This window comes from Rhodobacter sp. SGA-6-6, assembly GCF_011043545.1.
Classification (GTDB): domain Bacteria; phylum Pseudomonadota; class Alphaproteobacteria; order Rhodobacterales; family Rhodobacteraceae; genus Pseudogemmobacter.
In genome coordinates this window covers 131858-145209 of sequence record NZ_JAAKGP010000006.1, presented here as the reverse complement: position 1 = coordinate 145209, position 13352 = coordinate 131858, and the positions used below count along the sequence as shown (strand labels likewise).

Below are 13352 nucleotides of genomic sequence, written 5' to 3'. Positions count from 1 at the left end.
GTGAAGATCGCCGATTTGCGCGACGAGATCGTTGCGGCGGAGGCGAAAGCCGCCTTCGACGTGCTGGTCGACGGCTTTGCGGCGCTTGCCGGCTTCTCGGTCCAGGCCCATGAGCAGGGATTCCTGAACAGCCTGCGGATCAGGCGGGGGGACGATTTCTGCTTCGCCGCCATCCCCAACGACGAATGGGTTCTGGCCTATATCCGCAGGCCGGAACTGCGGCGGGGGCAGTTGACGCCCGAAAGCGTGATGGCGGCCTTTCCGGAGGCCCGCCTGAACAACAAGGGCGAGATCATCCTGCGCATCCGCGACGCGGCGACCGCGGCGCGCTGGCTGGAGATGATCCGGGCGGTGGCATAGGTCCCCCTTGCCACATGTTACGCAATCGCGTACATTCTGCCCATCATGCGCACCCTCTCCTCCACCGACCTCCGCCAGAACCTCTCCAAAGTCATGGACCGGGTGAACGACGATCATGAACCGGTCATCGTCACCCGCGCCAAGGGCAAGCCCGTGGTCATGGTCTCGCTGGAAGACTGGGCCAGCATGGACGAGACGACCTATCTGCTGGCCTCGCCGGCCAACAAGGCGGCGCTGGACAAGGCGATTGCCGAATGGAAGGCGGGGGCGCCCGGCATCGTCAAGACCATGGAAGAACTCCGGGCCTATGAGGACGAATGAAAGTCGTCTTCCTGTCTGATGCCTTCGGCCAGTATGTCCATTGGCAGGACCGTGACCGGAAAGGTCTGGTCAAACTGAATCGCTTGATCGAGGAATGTCGACGGCACCCTTTCGAGGGCACCGGCAAGCCCGAGCCATTGAAGAACGATTACTCCGGCTGGTGGTCCCGCCGCATCGACCGCGAGCATCGGCTGGTGTATCGGGTCGAAGGTGACGCCCTGATCATCATCCAGTGCCGCTACCACTACTGACCTCCGCCTTCCCCGACCTTGCGCCCCGCCCCCTCTCCGCCGCACACTCGCGCGCAAAGGACATCCCATGCGCATATCCCTCCTGACCCTCGCCTTCCTCCTTCCCACCGCCGCCTTGGCCGACTGCCCCGGCGGCGCGGAGGTGTTCTCCTGCACCATCGGCAAGAAGGCCCTGGAAATCTGCCACCGGCAGAACGCGCTGACCTACAGCTTCGGCCCGCCGGGCGCCCCCGACCTCACCCTCACCCAGCCGCTGGCGGCCGTCGCCTTCACCCCTTGGCCCGGTGTCGGCAGCACCATCTGGGAAAGCATCGCCTTCCCGAACCAGGGCTATACCTATGAGGTCTGGACCGCCGTCGAGCGTGATCCCGAGGCGACCGGCGGCCTGCAAGGCGGCATCAACGTGCTGAAGGGCGAGGCGTTGCAGGCGCAATTGACCTGCGATCCCGGCACCGCCAGCCAATCGCTGGACGCGATCTTCGGCCTCAAGGAATCCATCGGCCAGTGCTGGGACTTCGACAGCCGCAGCTGGGCCACGACCTGCAACTGACCACACGAAGGCGTGAGTCCCCGACGCCACACATTGCCCCCCAGATGCAGGGGGTGCAACTTCGCTCTGGCCCATATCCTCGCCCCGCCCCTATAGTCGGCGCAAAGACCCGGGGGCGACACCCGGGCTTGAGGCAGGCCGACAACAACAAGCAAGGAGGGCGCGATGCGCTGCCCATTCTGCGGCAATATCGACACCCAGGTGAAGGACTCGCGCCCGGCCGAGGACCATGTCTCCATCCGCCGCCGGCGCTTCTGCCCGGCCTGCGGCGGGCGCTTCACCACCTATGAACGGGTCCAGCTGCGCGACCTGGTGGTGATCAAATCCTCGGGCAAGCGCGAGGATTTCGACCGCGACAAGCTGGAACGCTCGATCCGCATCGCCATGCAGAAGCGGCCGATCGACCCGGAGCGGATCGACCAGATGATCTCCGGCATCGTCCGCCGGCTGGAGAGCCTGGGCGAGACCGACATTCCCTCGAAGCAGATCGGCGAGATCGTGATGGAAAGCCTGGCCCGGATCGACACCGTGGCCTATGTCCGTTTCGCCAGCGTCTACAAGAACTTCCAGGCCGCCGACGACTTCGACCGCTTCGTCAGCGAGCTGCGGCCCGGCGACAAGACGGACGAGTGAGCCCCGGCCCGGCAGATCGGGCCGCGGATGAGGTCCACATGGCCCATGCCCTGCGCCTGGCCGCGCGGGGCCTGGGCGCGACCTGGCCCAATCCTGCGGTCGGCTGCGTGCTGGTGCGGGACGGGCTTGTCATCGGCCGCGGCACCACGCAACCGGGCGGCCGCCCCCATGCCGAGCGGGTGGCGCTGGCGCAGGCCGGGGAAGCAAACGGCGCCACCGCCTATGTCACGCTGGAGCCCTGCGCCCATCACGGCAAGACCTCGCCCTGCGCCGAGGCCCTGGTGGCGGCCGGAGTCGCCCGCGTCGTCACCGCGCTGACCGATCCCGATCCCCGCACCGCCGGGCGCGGCCATGCGATCCTGCGCGCGGCCGGGATCGGGGTGACCGAGGGCATCCTCGCCGCAGAGGCGCGGCGGATCGCCGCCGGCTTCCTCAAGCGCGTCACCCGCGGCCTGCCGCAGGTCACGCTGAAGCTCGCCGCCACGCTGGACGGCCGCATCGCCACCGCCGCGGGCGAGTCGCGCTGGATCACCGGGGCGCAGGCCCGCGCCCATGTTCACCTGCTGCGGCTGACCCATGACGCGGTGCTGGTCGGCTCCGGCACCGCCCGCGCCGACGACCCGGAGCTGACCGTCCGCGGCCTGGGCGCCCCGCGCCAGCCGCTGCGGATCGTGATCGACAGCCGGCTGAGCCACAGCCCCGACAGCCGGCTCGGGCGGACGGCGCGGGAGGTGCCGGTCTGGCTGCTCCACACCGCCGAGGCCCCTGCCGCGGCCCGCAAGGCCTGGGACGCCGCCGGCGCGCGGCTGATCGAATGCCCCGAAACGGCAGGCCATGTCGACCTGCCCGCCGCCTTCCGCCGCCTCGGCGAGGAAGGTCTGACCCGCATCCTCTGCGAAGGCGGCGGCACGCTGGCCGCCGGGCTGGTTGCCGCCGACCTCGCCGACGACCTCGCGCTTTACTCCGCCGGCTGCCTGATCGGCACCGACGGCATCCCGGCGCTCGGCCCACTCGGCCTGACCGCACTGAAGAATGCACCGAGGCTGACGCTGACGGAAACGCGAACTCTGGGCCCGGACAGCTTCAGCCTCTGGCGCTTCTGACCGGCCTGCCCGTCGCTGCCTTCTACGCTGCTCGCCCGAGGAGAAGCCGAAGGCGAACGACGAGGCCGCTCACCAATGCCCTGTGTTCGGCATCGAGGCCCAGGGCTCTGCCGGCGCCTTCGCCTCTCCGGCCTGCAACAGCTCCACCGACACGTTGTCGGGGCTGCGCACGAAGGCCATGTGCCCGTCGCGCGGCGGCCGGTTGATCATCACCCCGTTGGCCTGCAGATGCGCGCAGGTCGCGTAGATGTCGTCGACCTCATAGGCCAGATGCCCGAAATGCCGGCTGTCGCTGGGCAAGCCGTCGTCGCCGTCCCAGTTCCAGGTCAGCTCCACCGGACAGTCCGGCTGCCCCGGAGGCGCCATGAACACCAGCGAGAACCGCCCGCCCTCGTTATCGTAGCGCCGGATCTCCTCCAGCCCCAGAAGCCGGTAGAAGGCCATGGACTTCTCCAGATCCAGCACCCGGACCATGGTGTGCAGATAGCGTATCGTCATCGGGAAACCTCCTTGTGCGGAGGCCAGCTTACCGCGCGGGCCGGGCAGGCGGTAGGGCCGGGTTCGCCCCGCCGTTCAGAACTGGCTGGAAATGCCGAAGGAGATGCCGATCTCCTCGGTATCCCGCACTACCACGTCGGACCAGGTCCGCGCCGCCGACAGGGTGACCGTGGGGTTGAATCCCATCACTTCCAGCGAGGGCAACTCGGCCGTGACCGCCATCGACAGCCATTTGTCGGCATCGAAGCTGGGGGTCCGCCAGTAGTCGCGCCGCTCGGCCTCCAGATCGACGGTCAGGCCGAAGGATTCGCTGCGGACCGGCGGGCGCCAGGACAGTGCCAGCGCCGGACCACGCCAGGCGATGCCTGCGGCATCCGATTCCACCCGCACCGTCCCGGCCTCGGCGGTCAGCGCCCCCAGCCAGTCCGCCCGATGGCTGGCCGAGACCGAAACCCGGCCGGTCAGGCTGTCCGCTACCGCATCGCCGGGAATGTCCACCGCCTCCAGCAGCAGGCGGCCCGCGACCACCCAGTCCTCGCTCAGGCCCCGGCGCAGCTCCACCGACCCGCGCAGGATGTCGGCGCCGACCTCGCCGCCGTTCCAGCGCCGCCCGATGGAGCCAGAGGTCAGCACGGCGAACCGTCCCTTCCCGTCCTGCCAGACATGGTCCAGCCCCAGCGACAGCTGATCCTGCCGGTAATCGCTGGCCCGGGCCGAAGGGTCCATCGCCCGCGCCCTGTCGCCCAGCACCACCTCGCGGTGCGACCAGACCAGCACCGCCCGGGTCCGCGGCGACAGGCCGTAGCTCAGCTGGGTCGAGACTCCGTAGACCTGCCCCGGGATCGCCTGGGTGATCGGGATCGGGATGCCATAGAACCAGAAGGTGTCGTGCAGGCTGCCGCCGTTGACATTGTCCGACGGTCCGCCGAACAGCGAGACCGCGATCCCCAGCCGGCTCTGCGCCGAGACGGAGCGATAGGCGTAGGACAGCACCGCTTCATGGTCCCTGGTGGGCGCATAGAGATCGGCCCGCCGCAGCCACAGCTTCGCCGCCCAGGGACGGCCCGCCGCGGCCAGCGCCTCGGCGGTCAGATAGGCGCCCTCGAACCGGGCCTCCTTGCTCCCGGCCAGCCGGAACCCGCGCTTCGCCACCGGAACCGCCTGATCGGGCGCCCCGCTCCGGGTCAGCGCCGCCGCGAGGATCATATGTGCGCCGGGATCGCCGGGTGCCTGAGCGAGGATTTGCCGGGCAATGGAGACCGCTACATCGGCCCGGCCGATCGCCAGCGCCCTGCGCGCCATCTCGACCGCACCGGCCAGGTCGGTGGAGACACCCGCCTCTTCGCCGGATTGGGCAGCAGCCGTAGACCAAGGCAGCGCCCCCTCCCCCGTGCAGAGCGCCCCCGCCAGCACGAGCGGGAGCAGCTGCCTCACGGACATGCACCCGAAGAGGTCAGGGCGCAGGGCGCGACGATGATGCCCTGTTCCATCATGTCGCCGACCGGATCGAACAGCATGATGATTCCCACTTCGCTGCCGTTGCCTCCGAAGACGCCGTCATATCGCCCCGCAGCCGTCCAGTCCTGAGGTTGGCCTGGATTCGCCGGCGGAACGGTGTCCCCGCGATAGACCACGCCGCTGAAGTCGCCAGTGGTTTCGATCCCGGTCGTCCACAAGGCGATGTCGGGCAGCGCAGTGCCGGTATCCACGACCTGCCGCCCGGTCACGCCGCCCGAAACCTTCATGCGGGTGAAATCCGCCGTGATCAACGCGGTGCCCGAGGTCCGATAAGGCTCGGTCGGGGCCAGACTCCCGGGCGGCGAGCCCGCTGCGGGGCCGACGTTCAGCAGGCCGGCATAGCTGCCCTGATAGTTGAACAGGCCGCCACCGCTCGGCCGGGTGAAAACACTGGCCCGATAGATCGCCCCGCCCGAGTGATACATGTCGGGCGCGCCGTTGGCGAACTGGCCCGGCTCCATGGCCACCATCGCCTTCACGCTGCCTTCACCGCGCACGAGAACCACGGCCTTCCGGTTCAGCGAAGTGCTCTGGAAGCTGTAGCCATAGTAGGTCATGCCGTCACGGACCACGTCGAAGGCGGCATCGCGGGTGAAATCGCCGGTCACACCAGGCAACACCTGCGCATCCATGCGGACGCGGATCACCCCTGCCCCAGCCGACCATTGTGCCAATTCTGCACCCTCGACCGCGCCCGACACGGCATCCTCGGGCATGAAGTTATCCGGCACATCCGGCGGCGGATCGGGGTTCACCGGCTCGGGCACCACCGGCGCGAACGGGTTTCCGCCGCACCCCATGAGCATCAGCGTCAGGACAAGGGCGGTGGTGGTGGTGCGCAGCGCCATGAGAACTTCACCCGATCTTGAAAACAATTGCATCAGCAATGCCCGCAAACCCCTTGAAAGTCAAAACAGAACCCGTTTCGCCTCAATTCCGCCCCATTCCGTTGCGCCCCCGCATCACGCTTCATGTCGCGGTTCCCCCGGTGGCCGCCCCAAGATATAGTCCCTCCCGACTCATCCGTCCGACCGAAAGGCCAAGCCCATGCCCCTCACCCCCGACCAGTTGGCCGAGATCGACGCCGCCCGCACCACGCCGCGGCAGACCCTGCGCGCGGTCTCCGAGGGGATGGAGGCGCATCTCTACCGCGCCCATCCGGTGCTGGACCACGGCTTCGTCCGGGTGATCGACTACATGGGCGACGATGCCGCCATCGTGCAGGCCGCCCGCGTATCCTACGGCGCGGGGACGAAACATGTCTCCAACGACGAGGGGCTGATCCGCTACCTTATGCGGCACTGGCATTCGACCCCCTTCGAGATGTGCGAGGTCAAGCTGCATGTGAAGCTGCCGGTCTTCGTGGCGCGGCAGTGGATCAGGCACCGCACCGCCAACGTCAACGAATACTCCGCCCGTTATTCGATCCTCGACCGCGAGTTCTATATCCCCGAACCCGCCCAGCTGGCGGCGCAGTCCACCGTCAACAACCAGGGCCGCGGCGCGGTGCTGGAGGGGGCCGAGGCCGCGCGGGTGCTGGAGACCCTGAAGCGCGACGCCGCCACATCCTACGACCATTACGAGGAGATGCTGTCGCAGGAGGGCCAGCAGGGCCTGGCGCGGGAACTGGCGCGGATGAACCTGCCGATGAACATCTATACGCAATGGTATTGGAAGACCGACCTGCACAACCTCTTCCACTTCCTCCGCCTGCGCGCCGACACCCACGCCCAATACGAGATCCGCGTCTATGCCGAGGCCATCGCCGCCACCGTCCGCGACTGGGTCCCGATCGCCTTCGCGGCCTTCGAGGACTATCGGATGGGCGGGGTGACGCTGTCGGCGAAGGCGATCACGGTGCTGAAACGGCGGCTGGCCGGGGAGGCGGTCGGGCAGGAAGACTCCGGCATGTCCAAGGGCGAATGGCGGGAGTTCGTGGAGGTCTGGGGGTAAGGCGATATCGGCATTCAATGCTTGGAGGTAAGTAGAATGAAGAAAATCAAGCTGAGCACCTCACGTGCGATCTACGCCATGACCATTTCGATGATGCTCTGTGTTCCCGGATATACCCAAGATACATCAACAGAAAGCTCCGTGACTGATCCTTTGGATCTTTCACGATACGAGGAAATGATGAATGATGAGGGTTTTCCTACAGTTGAAGAGGTGAACGTCCTTGAAGTTCGAGCCAACGAAGCCTTCAAGAGTGGTGATTGCACTACGGCGCTACCGATAATCGTTGAGTTCTACACAAAGGCGAACACGCTCGGGAATGTGTTGAAGCAGGGCTTGGAACCCTATTACAGTGCTGGCTACAAGGATCGAGATGAAGCAGACTTAAGTGCAGAGTTCCGCGAGTTGGTGAGCGTAGAGACAGAATTCAACAAGCTTGTCAGAAAGCGCAACGCAGCTTGGGTTATGGAGGCCGAGTGCCTGATTAAGAATGGTCAGAAAGACGAGGGATTGGTAAGGCTTTTTCGTGCTCTCGAGTTCATTTCAATTGGCATCGAAGATCGTGAATTGTGGAAAAAGACGCGACGGTTGCTTTGGGAGCAGGTTGGCTACACTCCGTAGTTCTGAACTCCACTATAGGCGCACTTGGAACCCAGCCATGCAGCACGTGCAGGGCGATGTCATTTACCATCGTTTGCATCCCATCTTGCCAGAGCACCTATTCTAATATATTTTCTAGCGCATCACAGGATCCACGGCCATGACCCGCCTTCTTACCCCCCATATCGCCACCATGACCGAACTGCGCGAGCCGCATAAGGTGCTAGAACGCTCCGGCGGCAAGCCGGTGGCGATCCTGCGGAAGTCCGAAGTCGTGGCCTATTTCATACCTGCCGAACTCGCCCATCCCGAATGGGCTGATCCTGACCATCCCGGCTACGGATCGTGGGATGAAGTGTTCGCGACAGTTGGGCTGCAAGACCGGACAGCGTAATCCTTTGCACCTGCTCCCGACCAATGTTGGGAAAAGATCGACCCGCCACGGCCAACCCCTTGATATTCCATCGCCGCCCGTTCCGGGCGCATCCCGAAAGGCCCGCCATGATCCTCTACGGCATCCCCACCTGCGACACCTGCAAGCGCGCGCTGAAGACCCTGCAAGCCGCCGGCAGGGAGGTGACCTTCCGCGACATCCGCGCCGAGCCGCTGAGCGATGCCGAGATCGCCGAGATCGTCGGGGAGTTCGGCTCGAAGGCGGTGAACACCCAGTCCACCACCTACCGCTCCTTCAGCGATTTCCTGAAGGCCTCGGAACCCGAGGCACAGATCAAGGCCCAGCCGACGGTGATGAAGCGGCCCGTCATCAAGGCGGACCGCTGGTATCTCGGCTGGGACGCGGCCACCGAAGCGGCGCTGACGTAGGGACCCCCCCCACGCCCCTTACAGAAGCTGCAAATCCCCGGCCGAGGACCGTCCGTCCCGGCCCGACAGCAGTTCATACGAGATCTTCTGGTTGTCGTTCAGCCCCTTGAGTCCGGCGCGCTCCACCGCCGAGATATGGACGAACACGTCCTTGCCCCCGTCGTCGGGGGCGATGAAACCGTAACCCTTGGTCGAATTGAACCACTTCACGGTGCCGGTCGGCATTCGTCTCTCCCATTCTGATCCCCCGCGGCACCATTGCCGGCAGGGTGTAGCCGCCAGGTCTTCCAGGGCCTTCCGTCAGAGAGAGGCAGTCGGAATTCTGTGGTCACGGGAATATGATGCCATCCCGCCGCCGAAAATCAAGAAGCAAGCAAAACAGCCCGGCGCAAGCGCGCCGGACTGCGTGGAAACCGGGCAGATATGCCGGGCCGTGTCAGCCCATGTCCGGGGGCAGCGCCAGCCGGCCGAACTCGGCCACCGCGGCCTCGAGCGACATGGTTTCGGTCCGGGTCTCGCCGAGGCGGCGGACGGAGACCGTGCGCTCCTCGACCTCCTTCATGCCGACGGCCAGGATCGCCGGCACCTTGCCGACCGAATGCTCGCGCACCTTGTAGTTGATCTTCTCGTTGCGCAGGTCGGCCTCGGCCCGCACCCCCGCCGCCACCAGCGCCGCTGTCACCTCTTCCACGAAGGGATCGGCGTCCGAGACGATCGAGGCCACCACCACCTGCCGCGGCGCCAGCCAGAACGGCAGCTTGCCGGCATGGTTCTCGATCAGGATGCCGATGAAGCGCTCGAACGACCCGAGCACCGCGCGGTGCAACATGAAGGGCCGGTGCCGGGCGCCGTCCTCGCCGATATAGGCCGCGTCCAGCCGTTCGGGCAGGTTGGGGTCCAGCTGCAGGGTGCCGCATTGCCAGTCGCGGCCGATGGCATCGGTCAGCACGAATTCCAGCTTCGGCGCGTAGAAGGCCCCCTCGCCGGGGAAGATCTCGTAGGCATGGCCGGCCGCGGTGACGGCATTGGCCATCGCCGCCTCCATCCGGTCCCACATCTCCTCGCTGCCCACCCGCTTCTCCGGCCGGGTCGACAGCTTGATCCGCCACTTGTCGAAGCCGAGGTCCGCGTAGATCCGGGCCAGGAATTCGATGAACTTCTGGCTCTCGGCCTCCACCTGGTCCAGCGTGCAGAAGATATGCGCGTCGTCCTGGGTGAAGCCGCGCACCCGCATGATGCCGTGCAGCGCCCCCGAGGGCTCATACCGCGCGCAGGAGCCGAATTCGGCGATCCGCAGCGGCAGGTCGCGGTAGCTCTTGATGCCCTGGTTGAAGATCTGCACATGGCAGGGGCAGTTCATCGGCTTCAGCGCGTTGATCACCTTGTCCTTCGCGCCCTCCTCGTCGACCTCGACGATGAACATGTTCTCGCGGTAGTTCTCCCAATGCCCCGAGGCTTCCCAGAGCTTGCGGTTCACCACCTGCGGCGTGTTCACCTCGACATAGCCGTCGGCGCGCTGGCGGCGGCGCATGTAGTCCTGCAGCGTCGTGTAGATCGTCCAGCCGTTCGGGTGCCAGAACACCTGGCCCGGGGCTTCCTCCTGCATGTGGAAAAGGCCCATCTCGCGGCCCAGCTTGCGGTGGTCGCGCTTGGCGGCCTCCTCCAGCATGTGCATGTGGGCCTTCAGGTCCTCGCGGTTCTTGAAGGCAAGGCCGTAGATCCGTTGCAGCATCGGCCGCGAGGAATCGCCCAGCCAGTAGGCCCCGGCGACATGGGTCAGCTTGAAGGCATCCGCGGGCACCTGCCCGGTGTGCTGGAAATGCGGGCCGCGGCAGAGGTCCTGCCAGTTCCCGTGCCAATACATGCGGATGTCCTGATCGGCGGGGATGCGGTCCAGAAGCTCGATCTTGTAGGGCTCGCCCTGGTCCTCATAGTATTTCCGGGCGCGCGCGCGGTCCCAGACCTCGGTGCGCACCGGATCGCGGGCGTTGATGATCTGCTTCATCCGCGCCTCGATCTGGCCGAGGTCTTCCGGCGTGAACGGCTCGGCCCGGTCGAAGTCGTAGAACCAGCCGTAATCGCGCACCGGGCCGATGGTGACCTTCACGTCGGGCCAGATCTCCTGCACCGCGCGGGCCATGATATGGGCGCAGTCGTGGCGGATCAGCTCCAGCGCCGGGCCGTCGTCCTTCATCGTGTTGATGGAGACGGTGGCATCGGACAGGATCGGCCATTGCAGGTCCCAGTGCTGGCCGTTGACCTGCGCCGAGATCGCCGCCTTGGCGAGGCTGGGCGCGATGGAGGCCGCCACCTCGGCCGGGGTCACGCCCGCGTCGAAGCTGCGTTTGTTGCCATCGGGAAATGTCAGGGAAATCTGGGCCATCGGCCTGCTCCTCGTCTGTCTGGCGCCCACGGAACGCCCGGTTGCGGGTTATGTCCGCGCCTCTTGCGCCCGCGGCGCGGCGAAGTCAACGGGGGCTCGTCGGGCGCCTTCGGCTTCTCCTCGCACTGTGTCCCGCGACGAGTGTCGAAGACAACGAGGAGCCCCCGGTGACAGCCCTGCTCCGCCCTGCTAGCCTGCCCCCATGCGCCCCTTCGCCGAGATCGCCGCCATCGCCGAGGCCCGCAAGGGCAGCCTCGCCGTCCTCCTCGCCGGCGCCGCCCCGGTGAAGACGCCCGAGGAACTGGCCGCCATCCCCGACGACCGCTGGCTTTCGCAGATGGCGAAGGGCATCTTCCAGGCCGGGATCAGCTGGGCGGTGGTCGAGACGAAATGGCCCGGCATCGAGGCGGCCTTCCACGGCTTCGACCCCGGCCGCGCCTCGATGATCGAGGGCGAGGCCTTCGACGCCCTCCTTTCCGACCCGCGCGTCATCCGCTCCGGCGCCAAGATCGCCGCCATCCGCGACAATGCCGCCGTGCTGCGGGCCAACCCGGGGATGGGCCGCAAGGTCGCCGACTGGCCGGCAGAGGATTTCGTCGGGCTGGTCGGCGGACTGGCCCGCGATTTCAGCCGGCTGGGCGGCACCACCGGCCAATATCTGATGCGTTTCATGGGCAAGGAGAGCTTCATCCTCTCCCGCGACGTTGTGGCGCGGCTGCAGGCCGAAGGGGTGATCGACGGCCTCGCGACCTCGGCCAAGGCGCTGCAGAAGGTGCAGGCGGCGTTCAATACCTGGAAGGCGGAATCCGGCCTGACGCTGAACCAGATCGGCCGGGTGCTGGCGCAATCCATCGACGCAGGCTAGGGTCGCGGCGCCAGAAGGACTCCCCTGATGACCGAATACCTGACCAGCCCGCAGGGCCGCCGCCTCGCCTGCAACCGCCTGCCCGGCACCGGCCCGGGCGTGGTCTTCCTCGGCGGTTTCAAGTCGGACATGGAGGGGTCGAAGGCCCGCTTCCTGGAGGATTGGGCCCGCGCGCAGGGCCGCGCCTTCCTGCGCTTCGACTATTCCGGCCATGGCACCTCCGGCGGCGATTTCGAGCAGGGCTGCATCGGCGACTGGCGCGACGACGCCCGCGCCGTCCTCGACGCGCTGACCGAGGGGCCGCAGGTCCTCGTCGGCTCCTCGATGGGCGGCTGGATTTCTCTGCTCCTTGCCCGCGAAAGGCCGGAGCGTATCGCCGGCCTCGTCACCATCGCCGCCGCGCCGGATTTCACCGTCACCACCTGGGACCACGAACTGACCGAGGCGCAGCGCGAGGAGGTCCGCCGCACCGGCCGCACCGAAATGGAATCGGGCTACGCCGACAATCCCTATGTCTTCACCGCCCGACTGTTCGAGGATGGCGCAAACCAGCGGGTGATGGACCGGCCGCTGCCCCTGCCCTTCCCCACCCGCCTGCTGCAAGGCACCGCCGATGCGGACGTGCTGCCGCAGGTGGCCATCGACCTGCTGAACCACGCCAGCGGCCCCGACATCCGGCTGCTGCTGGTCAAGGGCGCCGACCATCGCTTCTCCACCCCCGACTGCCTGGCGCTGATTGCTGCGGCCATCGAAGACGTCCTGGGGCGGGCATGACCGAGCCGCTGGTCATCCTGCCCGGCTTCCTGTCGGATGCGCGGGGCTTCCTGCCGCAGATCGTGCATCTCGGGGCCGACCGGCAGGTGGTGCTGCCGCATCTGACCGGCGATACCGTCGAGCAGATGAGCCTGAACGCCATCCGCGACCTGCCCCGCCGCTTCGCCCTCCTGGGCCACGGGCTCGGCGGGCAGGTCGCCATCGACATCCTGCGCCGCCTGCCCGAGGCAGTGACGCGGATCGTCCTGGTCTCCACCGACCCGCTGGCCGAGCCGCCCGCCACCGCCGCCTCGCGCGAGACCCGGCTGGTCGCGGCGCGGGCGGGCCGGCTGGCCGAGGCCGCGGCGGGCGAATACCCCGAGACCGCCTTCGCCGCCACCGACTGGCGCGGCGAGGTGATGGCGCTGGTGCAGGACATGGCGGCCGGGCTGGACATCGACTCCTATGTCCGCCAGACCCGCGCCATGCAGCGCCGCCCGGACCAGCAGAAGACCCTGCGCAAGGTGCGGGTGCCGGCGCTGATCGTTGCGGGCGAGGCCGACCCGCTGGTGCCGCTGCGGCGGCAGGAGTTCCTGGCCGAGCTGATGCCCTTCGGCCGGCTGTATCTGGTGGCCGAGGCCGGCCACATGCCGCAGCTGGAACAGCCCGAAGCCGTCACCGCGGCGCTGCGCGACTTCCTGGCCGGGCCGATGCTGCTGCGCTAGGGGCCCGATTTTTCGCC

General features: G+C 67.1%; 18 protein-coding genes. 13 read left to right on the top strand and 5 right to left on the bottom strand.

Going from position 1 to position 13352, the window contains the following annotated elements; all coding sequences use genetic code 11:
- From G5B31_RS13015 to ribD, 6 genes are all read left to right on the top strand, one after another.
- Complete coding sequence (locus G5B31_RS13015) at positions 1 to 360, top strand: hypothetical protein (RefSeq protein ID WP_165018326.1); 360 nt, start codon at positions 1 to 3, stop codon at positions 358 to 360.
- Positions 361 to 405: 45 nt separating this feature from the next.
- A complete protein-coding gene (locus G5B31_RS13010) occupies positions 406 to 681 on the top strand; it encodes a type II toxin-antitoxin system Phd/YefM family antitoxin (protein WP_165018324.1) in 276 nt (91 codons plus the stop codon).
- Positions 678 to 932 (top strand): Txe/YoeB family addiction module toxin, encoded by a 255-nt coding sequence (locus tag G5B31_RS13005; RefSeq protein WP_165018322.1) that lies wholly within the window; start codon positions 678 to 680, stop codon positions 930 to 932. Before G5B31_RS13010 ends, G5B31_RS13005 begins: the two co-directional genes overlap by 4 nt.
- A 67-nt stretch (positions 933 to 999) precedes the next feature.
- Positions 1000 to 1482, top strand: coding sequence for a hypothetical protein (locus G5B31_RS13000; RefSeq protein WP_165018320.1), 483 nt, complete (start codon positions 1000 to 1002; stop codon positions 1480 to 1482).
- 165 nt (positions 1483 to 1647) lie between these two features.
- Positions 1648 to 2115 (top strand): transcriptional regulator NrdR, encoded by a 468-nt coding sequence (nrdR, locus tag G5B31_RS12995; protein ID WP_165018318.1) that lies wholly within the window; start codon positions 1648 to 1650, stop codon positions 2113 to 2115.
- A gap of 38 nt (positions 2116 to 2153) precedes the next feature.
- The gene (gene ribD, locus G5B31_RS12990; RefSeq protein ID WP_165018316.1) at positions 2154 to 3218 is read left to right on the top strand and encodes a bifunctional diaminohydroxyphosphoribosylaminopyrimidine deaminase/5-amino-6-(5-phosphoribosylamino)uracil reductase RibD; all 1065 of its coding nucleotides are present in this window, start codon (positions 2154 to 2156) and stop codon (positions 3216 to 3218) included.
- Between the two features lie 69 nt (positions 3219 to 3287).
- On the opposite strand, the gene G5B31_RS12985 is transcribed toward ribD, so the two are convergent.
- The 3 genes from G5B31_RS12985 to G5B31_RS12975 all read right to left on the bottom strand — a co-directional run bounded on the left by G5B31_RS12985 (position 3288) and on the right by G5B31_RS12975 (position 6082).
- Positions 3288 to 3716: a VOC family protein gene (locus tag G5B31_RS12985; protein WP_165018314.1), complete on the bottom strand. Its 429-nt coding sequence runs from the start codon at positions 3714 to 3716 to the stop codon at positions 3288 to 3290.
- Between the two features lie 75 nt (positions 3717 to 3791).
- Positions 3792 to 5150, bottom strand: a complete 1359-nt coding sequence (locus G5B31_RS12980; protein ID WP_165018312.1) for a lipopolysaccharide assembly protein LapB — start codon at positions 5148 to 5150, stop codon at positions 3792 to 3794.
- The gene (locus tag G5B31_RS12975; protein ID WP_165018310.1) at positions 5147 to 6082 is read right to left on the bottom strand and encodes a hypothetical protein; all 936 of its coding nucleotides are present in this window, start codon (positions 6080 to 6082) and stop codon (positions 5147 to 5149) included. The genes G5B31_RS12980 and G5B31_RS12975 overlap by 4 nt, the downstream gene beginning before the upstream one ends.
- 199 nt (positions 6083 to 6281) lie before the next feature.
- On the opposite strand from G5B31_RS12975, the gene thyX reads away from it, so the two are divergent.
- From thyX to G5B31_RS12955, 4 genes are all read left to right on the top strand, one after another.
- Positions 6282 to 7187 carry an FAD-dependent thymidylate synthase gene (gene thyX, locus G5B31_RS12970; protein ID WP_165018308.1) on the top strand — a complete coding sequence of 302 codons (906 nt, stop codon included), beginning with the start codon at positions 6282 to 6284 and terminating at the stop codon, positions 7185 to 7187.
- A 36-nt stretch (positions 7188 to 7223) separates the two neighbouring features.
- Entirely contained in the window at positions 7224 to 7808 is a 585-nt protein-coding gene (locus tag G5B31_RS12965; RefSeq protein WP_165018305.1) for a hypothetical protein, read from the top strand.
- 139 nt (positions 7809 to 7947) lie between these two features.
- A complete protein-coding gene (locus G5B31_RS12960; protein WP_165018077.1) occupies positions 7948 to 8181 on the top strand; it encodes a hypothetical protein in 234 nt (77 codons plus the stop codon).
- A gap of 107 nt (positions 8182 to 8288) precedes the next feature.
- A complete protein-coding gene (locus G5B31_RS12955) occupies positions 8289 to 8609 on the top strand; it encodes an arsenate reductase family protein (RefSeq protein ID WP_165018303.1) in 321 nt (106 codons plus the stop codon).
- A gap of 18 nt (positions 8610 to 8627) precedes the next feature.
- On the opposite strand, the gene G5B31_RS12950 is transcribed toward G5B31_RS12955, so the two are convergent.
- Positions 8628 to 8834: a cold-shock protein gene (locus G5B31_RS12950; RefSeq protein WP_165018301.1), complete on the bottom strand. Its 207-nt coding sequence runs from the start codon at positions 8832 to 8834 to the stop codon at positions 8628 to 8630.
- Between the two features lie 211 nt (positions 8835 to 9045).
- Entirely contained in the window at positions 9046 to 10992 is a 1947-nt protein-coding gene (gene thrS / locus G5B31_RS12945; RefSeq protein ID WP_165018299.1) for a threonine--tRNA ligase, read from the bottom strand.
- 202 nt (positions 10993 to 11194) lie between these two features.
- Here thrS and G5B31_RS12940 point away from each other — a divergent pair, with 202 nt between their 5' ends.
- Genes G5B31_RS12940 through G5B31_RS12930 form a run of 3 tightly spaced genes read left to right on the top strand, consistent with a single transcriptional unit; the run spans position 11195 to position 13335 of the window.
- Entirely contained in the window at positions 11195 to 11857 is a 663-nt protein-coding gene (locus tag G5B31_RS12940; RefSeq protein ID WP_165018297.1) for a DNA-3-methyladenine glycosylase I, read from the top strand.
- 27 nt (positions 11858 to 11884) lie between these two features.
- A complete protein-coding gene (locus G5B31_RS12935) occupies positions 11885 to 12631 on the top strand; it encodes a carboxylesterase (protein WP_165018295.1) in 747 nt (248 codons plus the stop codon).
- On the top strand, positions 12628 to 13335 hold the full coding sequence (locus G5B31_RS12930; protein WP_165018293.1) for an alpha/beta fold hydrolase: 708 nt from the start codon (positions 12628 to 12630) through the stop codon (positions 13333 to 13335). The genes G5B31_RS12935 and G5B31_RS12930 overlap by 4 nt, the downstream gene beginning before the upstream one ends.
- Positions 13336 to 13352 lie beyond the last annotated feature (17 nt).

What these genes read in the sequence shown, in the direction of transcription:
- G5B31_RS13010 (WP_165018324.1), top strand. Translation starts at nt 406, where the DNA reads ATGCGCACCCTCTCCTCCACCGACCTCCGCCAGAACCTCTCCAAAGTC.
- G5B31_RS13005 (WP_165018322.1), top strand. Translation starts at nt 678, where the DNA reads ATGAAAGTCGTCTTCCTGTCTGATGCCTTCGGCCAGTATGTCCATTGG.
- G5B31_RS13000 (WP_165018320.1), top strand. Translation starts at nt 1,000, where the DNA reads ATGCGCATATCCCTCCTGACCCTCGCCTTCCTCCTTCCCACCGCCGCC.
- nrdR (WP_165018318.1), top strand. Translation starts at nt 1,648, where the DNA reads ATGCGCTGCCCATTCTGCGGCAATATCGACACCCAGGTGAAGGACTCG.
- ribD (WP_165018316.1), top strand. Translation starts at nt 2,154, where the DNA reads ATGGCCCATGCCCTGCGCCTGGCCGCGCGGGGCCTGGGCGCGACCTGG.
- G5B31_RS12985 (WP_165018314.1), bottom strand. Translation starts at nt 3,716, where the DNA reads ATGACGATACGCTATCTGCACACCATGGTCCGGGTGCTGGATCTGGAG.
- G5B31_RS12975 (WP_165018310.1), bottom strand. Translation starts at nt 6,082, where the DNA reads ATGGCGCTGCGCACCACCACCACCGCCCTTGTCCTGACGCTGATGCTC.
- thyX (WP_165018308.1), top strand. Translation starts at nt 6,282, where the DNA reads ATGCCCCTCACCCCCGACCAGTTGGCCGAGATCGACGCCGCCCGCACC.
- G5B31_RS12965 (WP_165018305.1), top strand. Translation starts at nt 7,224, where the DNA reads ATGAAGAAAATCAAGCTGAGCACCTCACGTGCGATCTACGCCATGACC.
- G5B31_RS12960 (WP_165018077.1), top strand. Translation starts at nt 7,948, where the DNA reads ATGACCCGCCTTCTTACCCCCCATATCGCCACCATGACCGAACTGCGC.
- G5B31_RS12955 (WP_165018303.1), top strand. Translation starts at nt 8,289, where the DNA reads ATGATCCTCTACGGCATCCCCACCTGCGACACCTGCAAGCGCGCGCTG.
- G5B31_RS12950 (WP_165018301.1), bottom strand. Translation starts at nt 8,834, where the DNA reads ATGCCGACCGGCACCGTGAAGTGGTTCAATTCGACCAAGGGTTACGGT.
- thrS (WP_165018299.1), bottom strand. Translation starts at nt 10,992, where the DNA reads ATGGCCCAGATTTCCCTGACATTTCCCGATGGCAACAAACGCAGCTTC.
- G5B31_RS12940 (WP_165018297.1), top strand. Translation starts at nt 11,195, where the DNA reads ATGCGCCCCTTCGCCGAGATCGCCGCCATCGCCGAGGCCCGCAAGGGC.
- G5B31_RS12935 (WP_165018295.1), top strand. Translation starts at nt 11,885, where the DNA reads ATGACCGAATACCTGACCAGCCCGCAGGGCCGCCGCCTCGCCTGCAAC.
- G5B31_RS12930 (WP_165018293.1), top strand. Translation starts at nt 12,628, where the DNA reads ATGACCGAGCCGCTGGTCATCCTGCCCGGCTTCCTGTCGGATGCGCGG.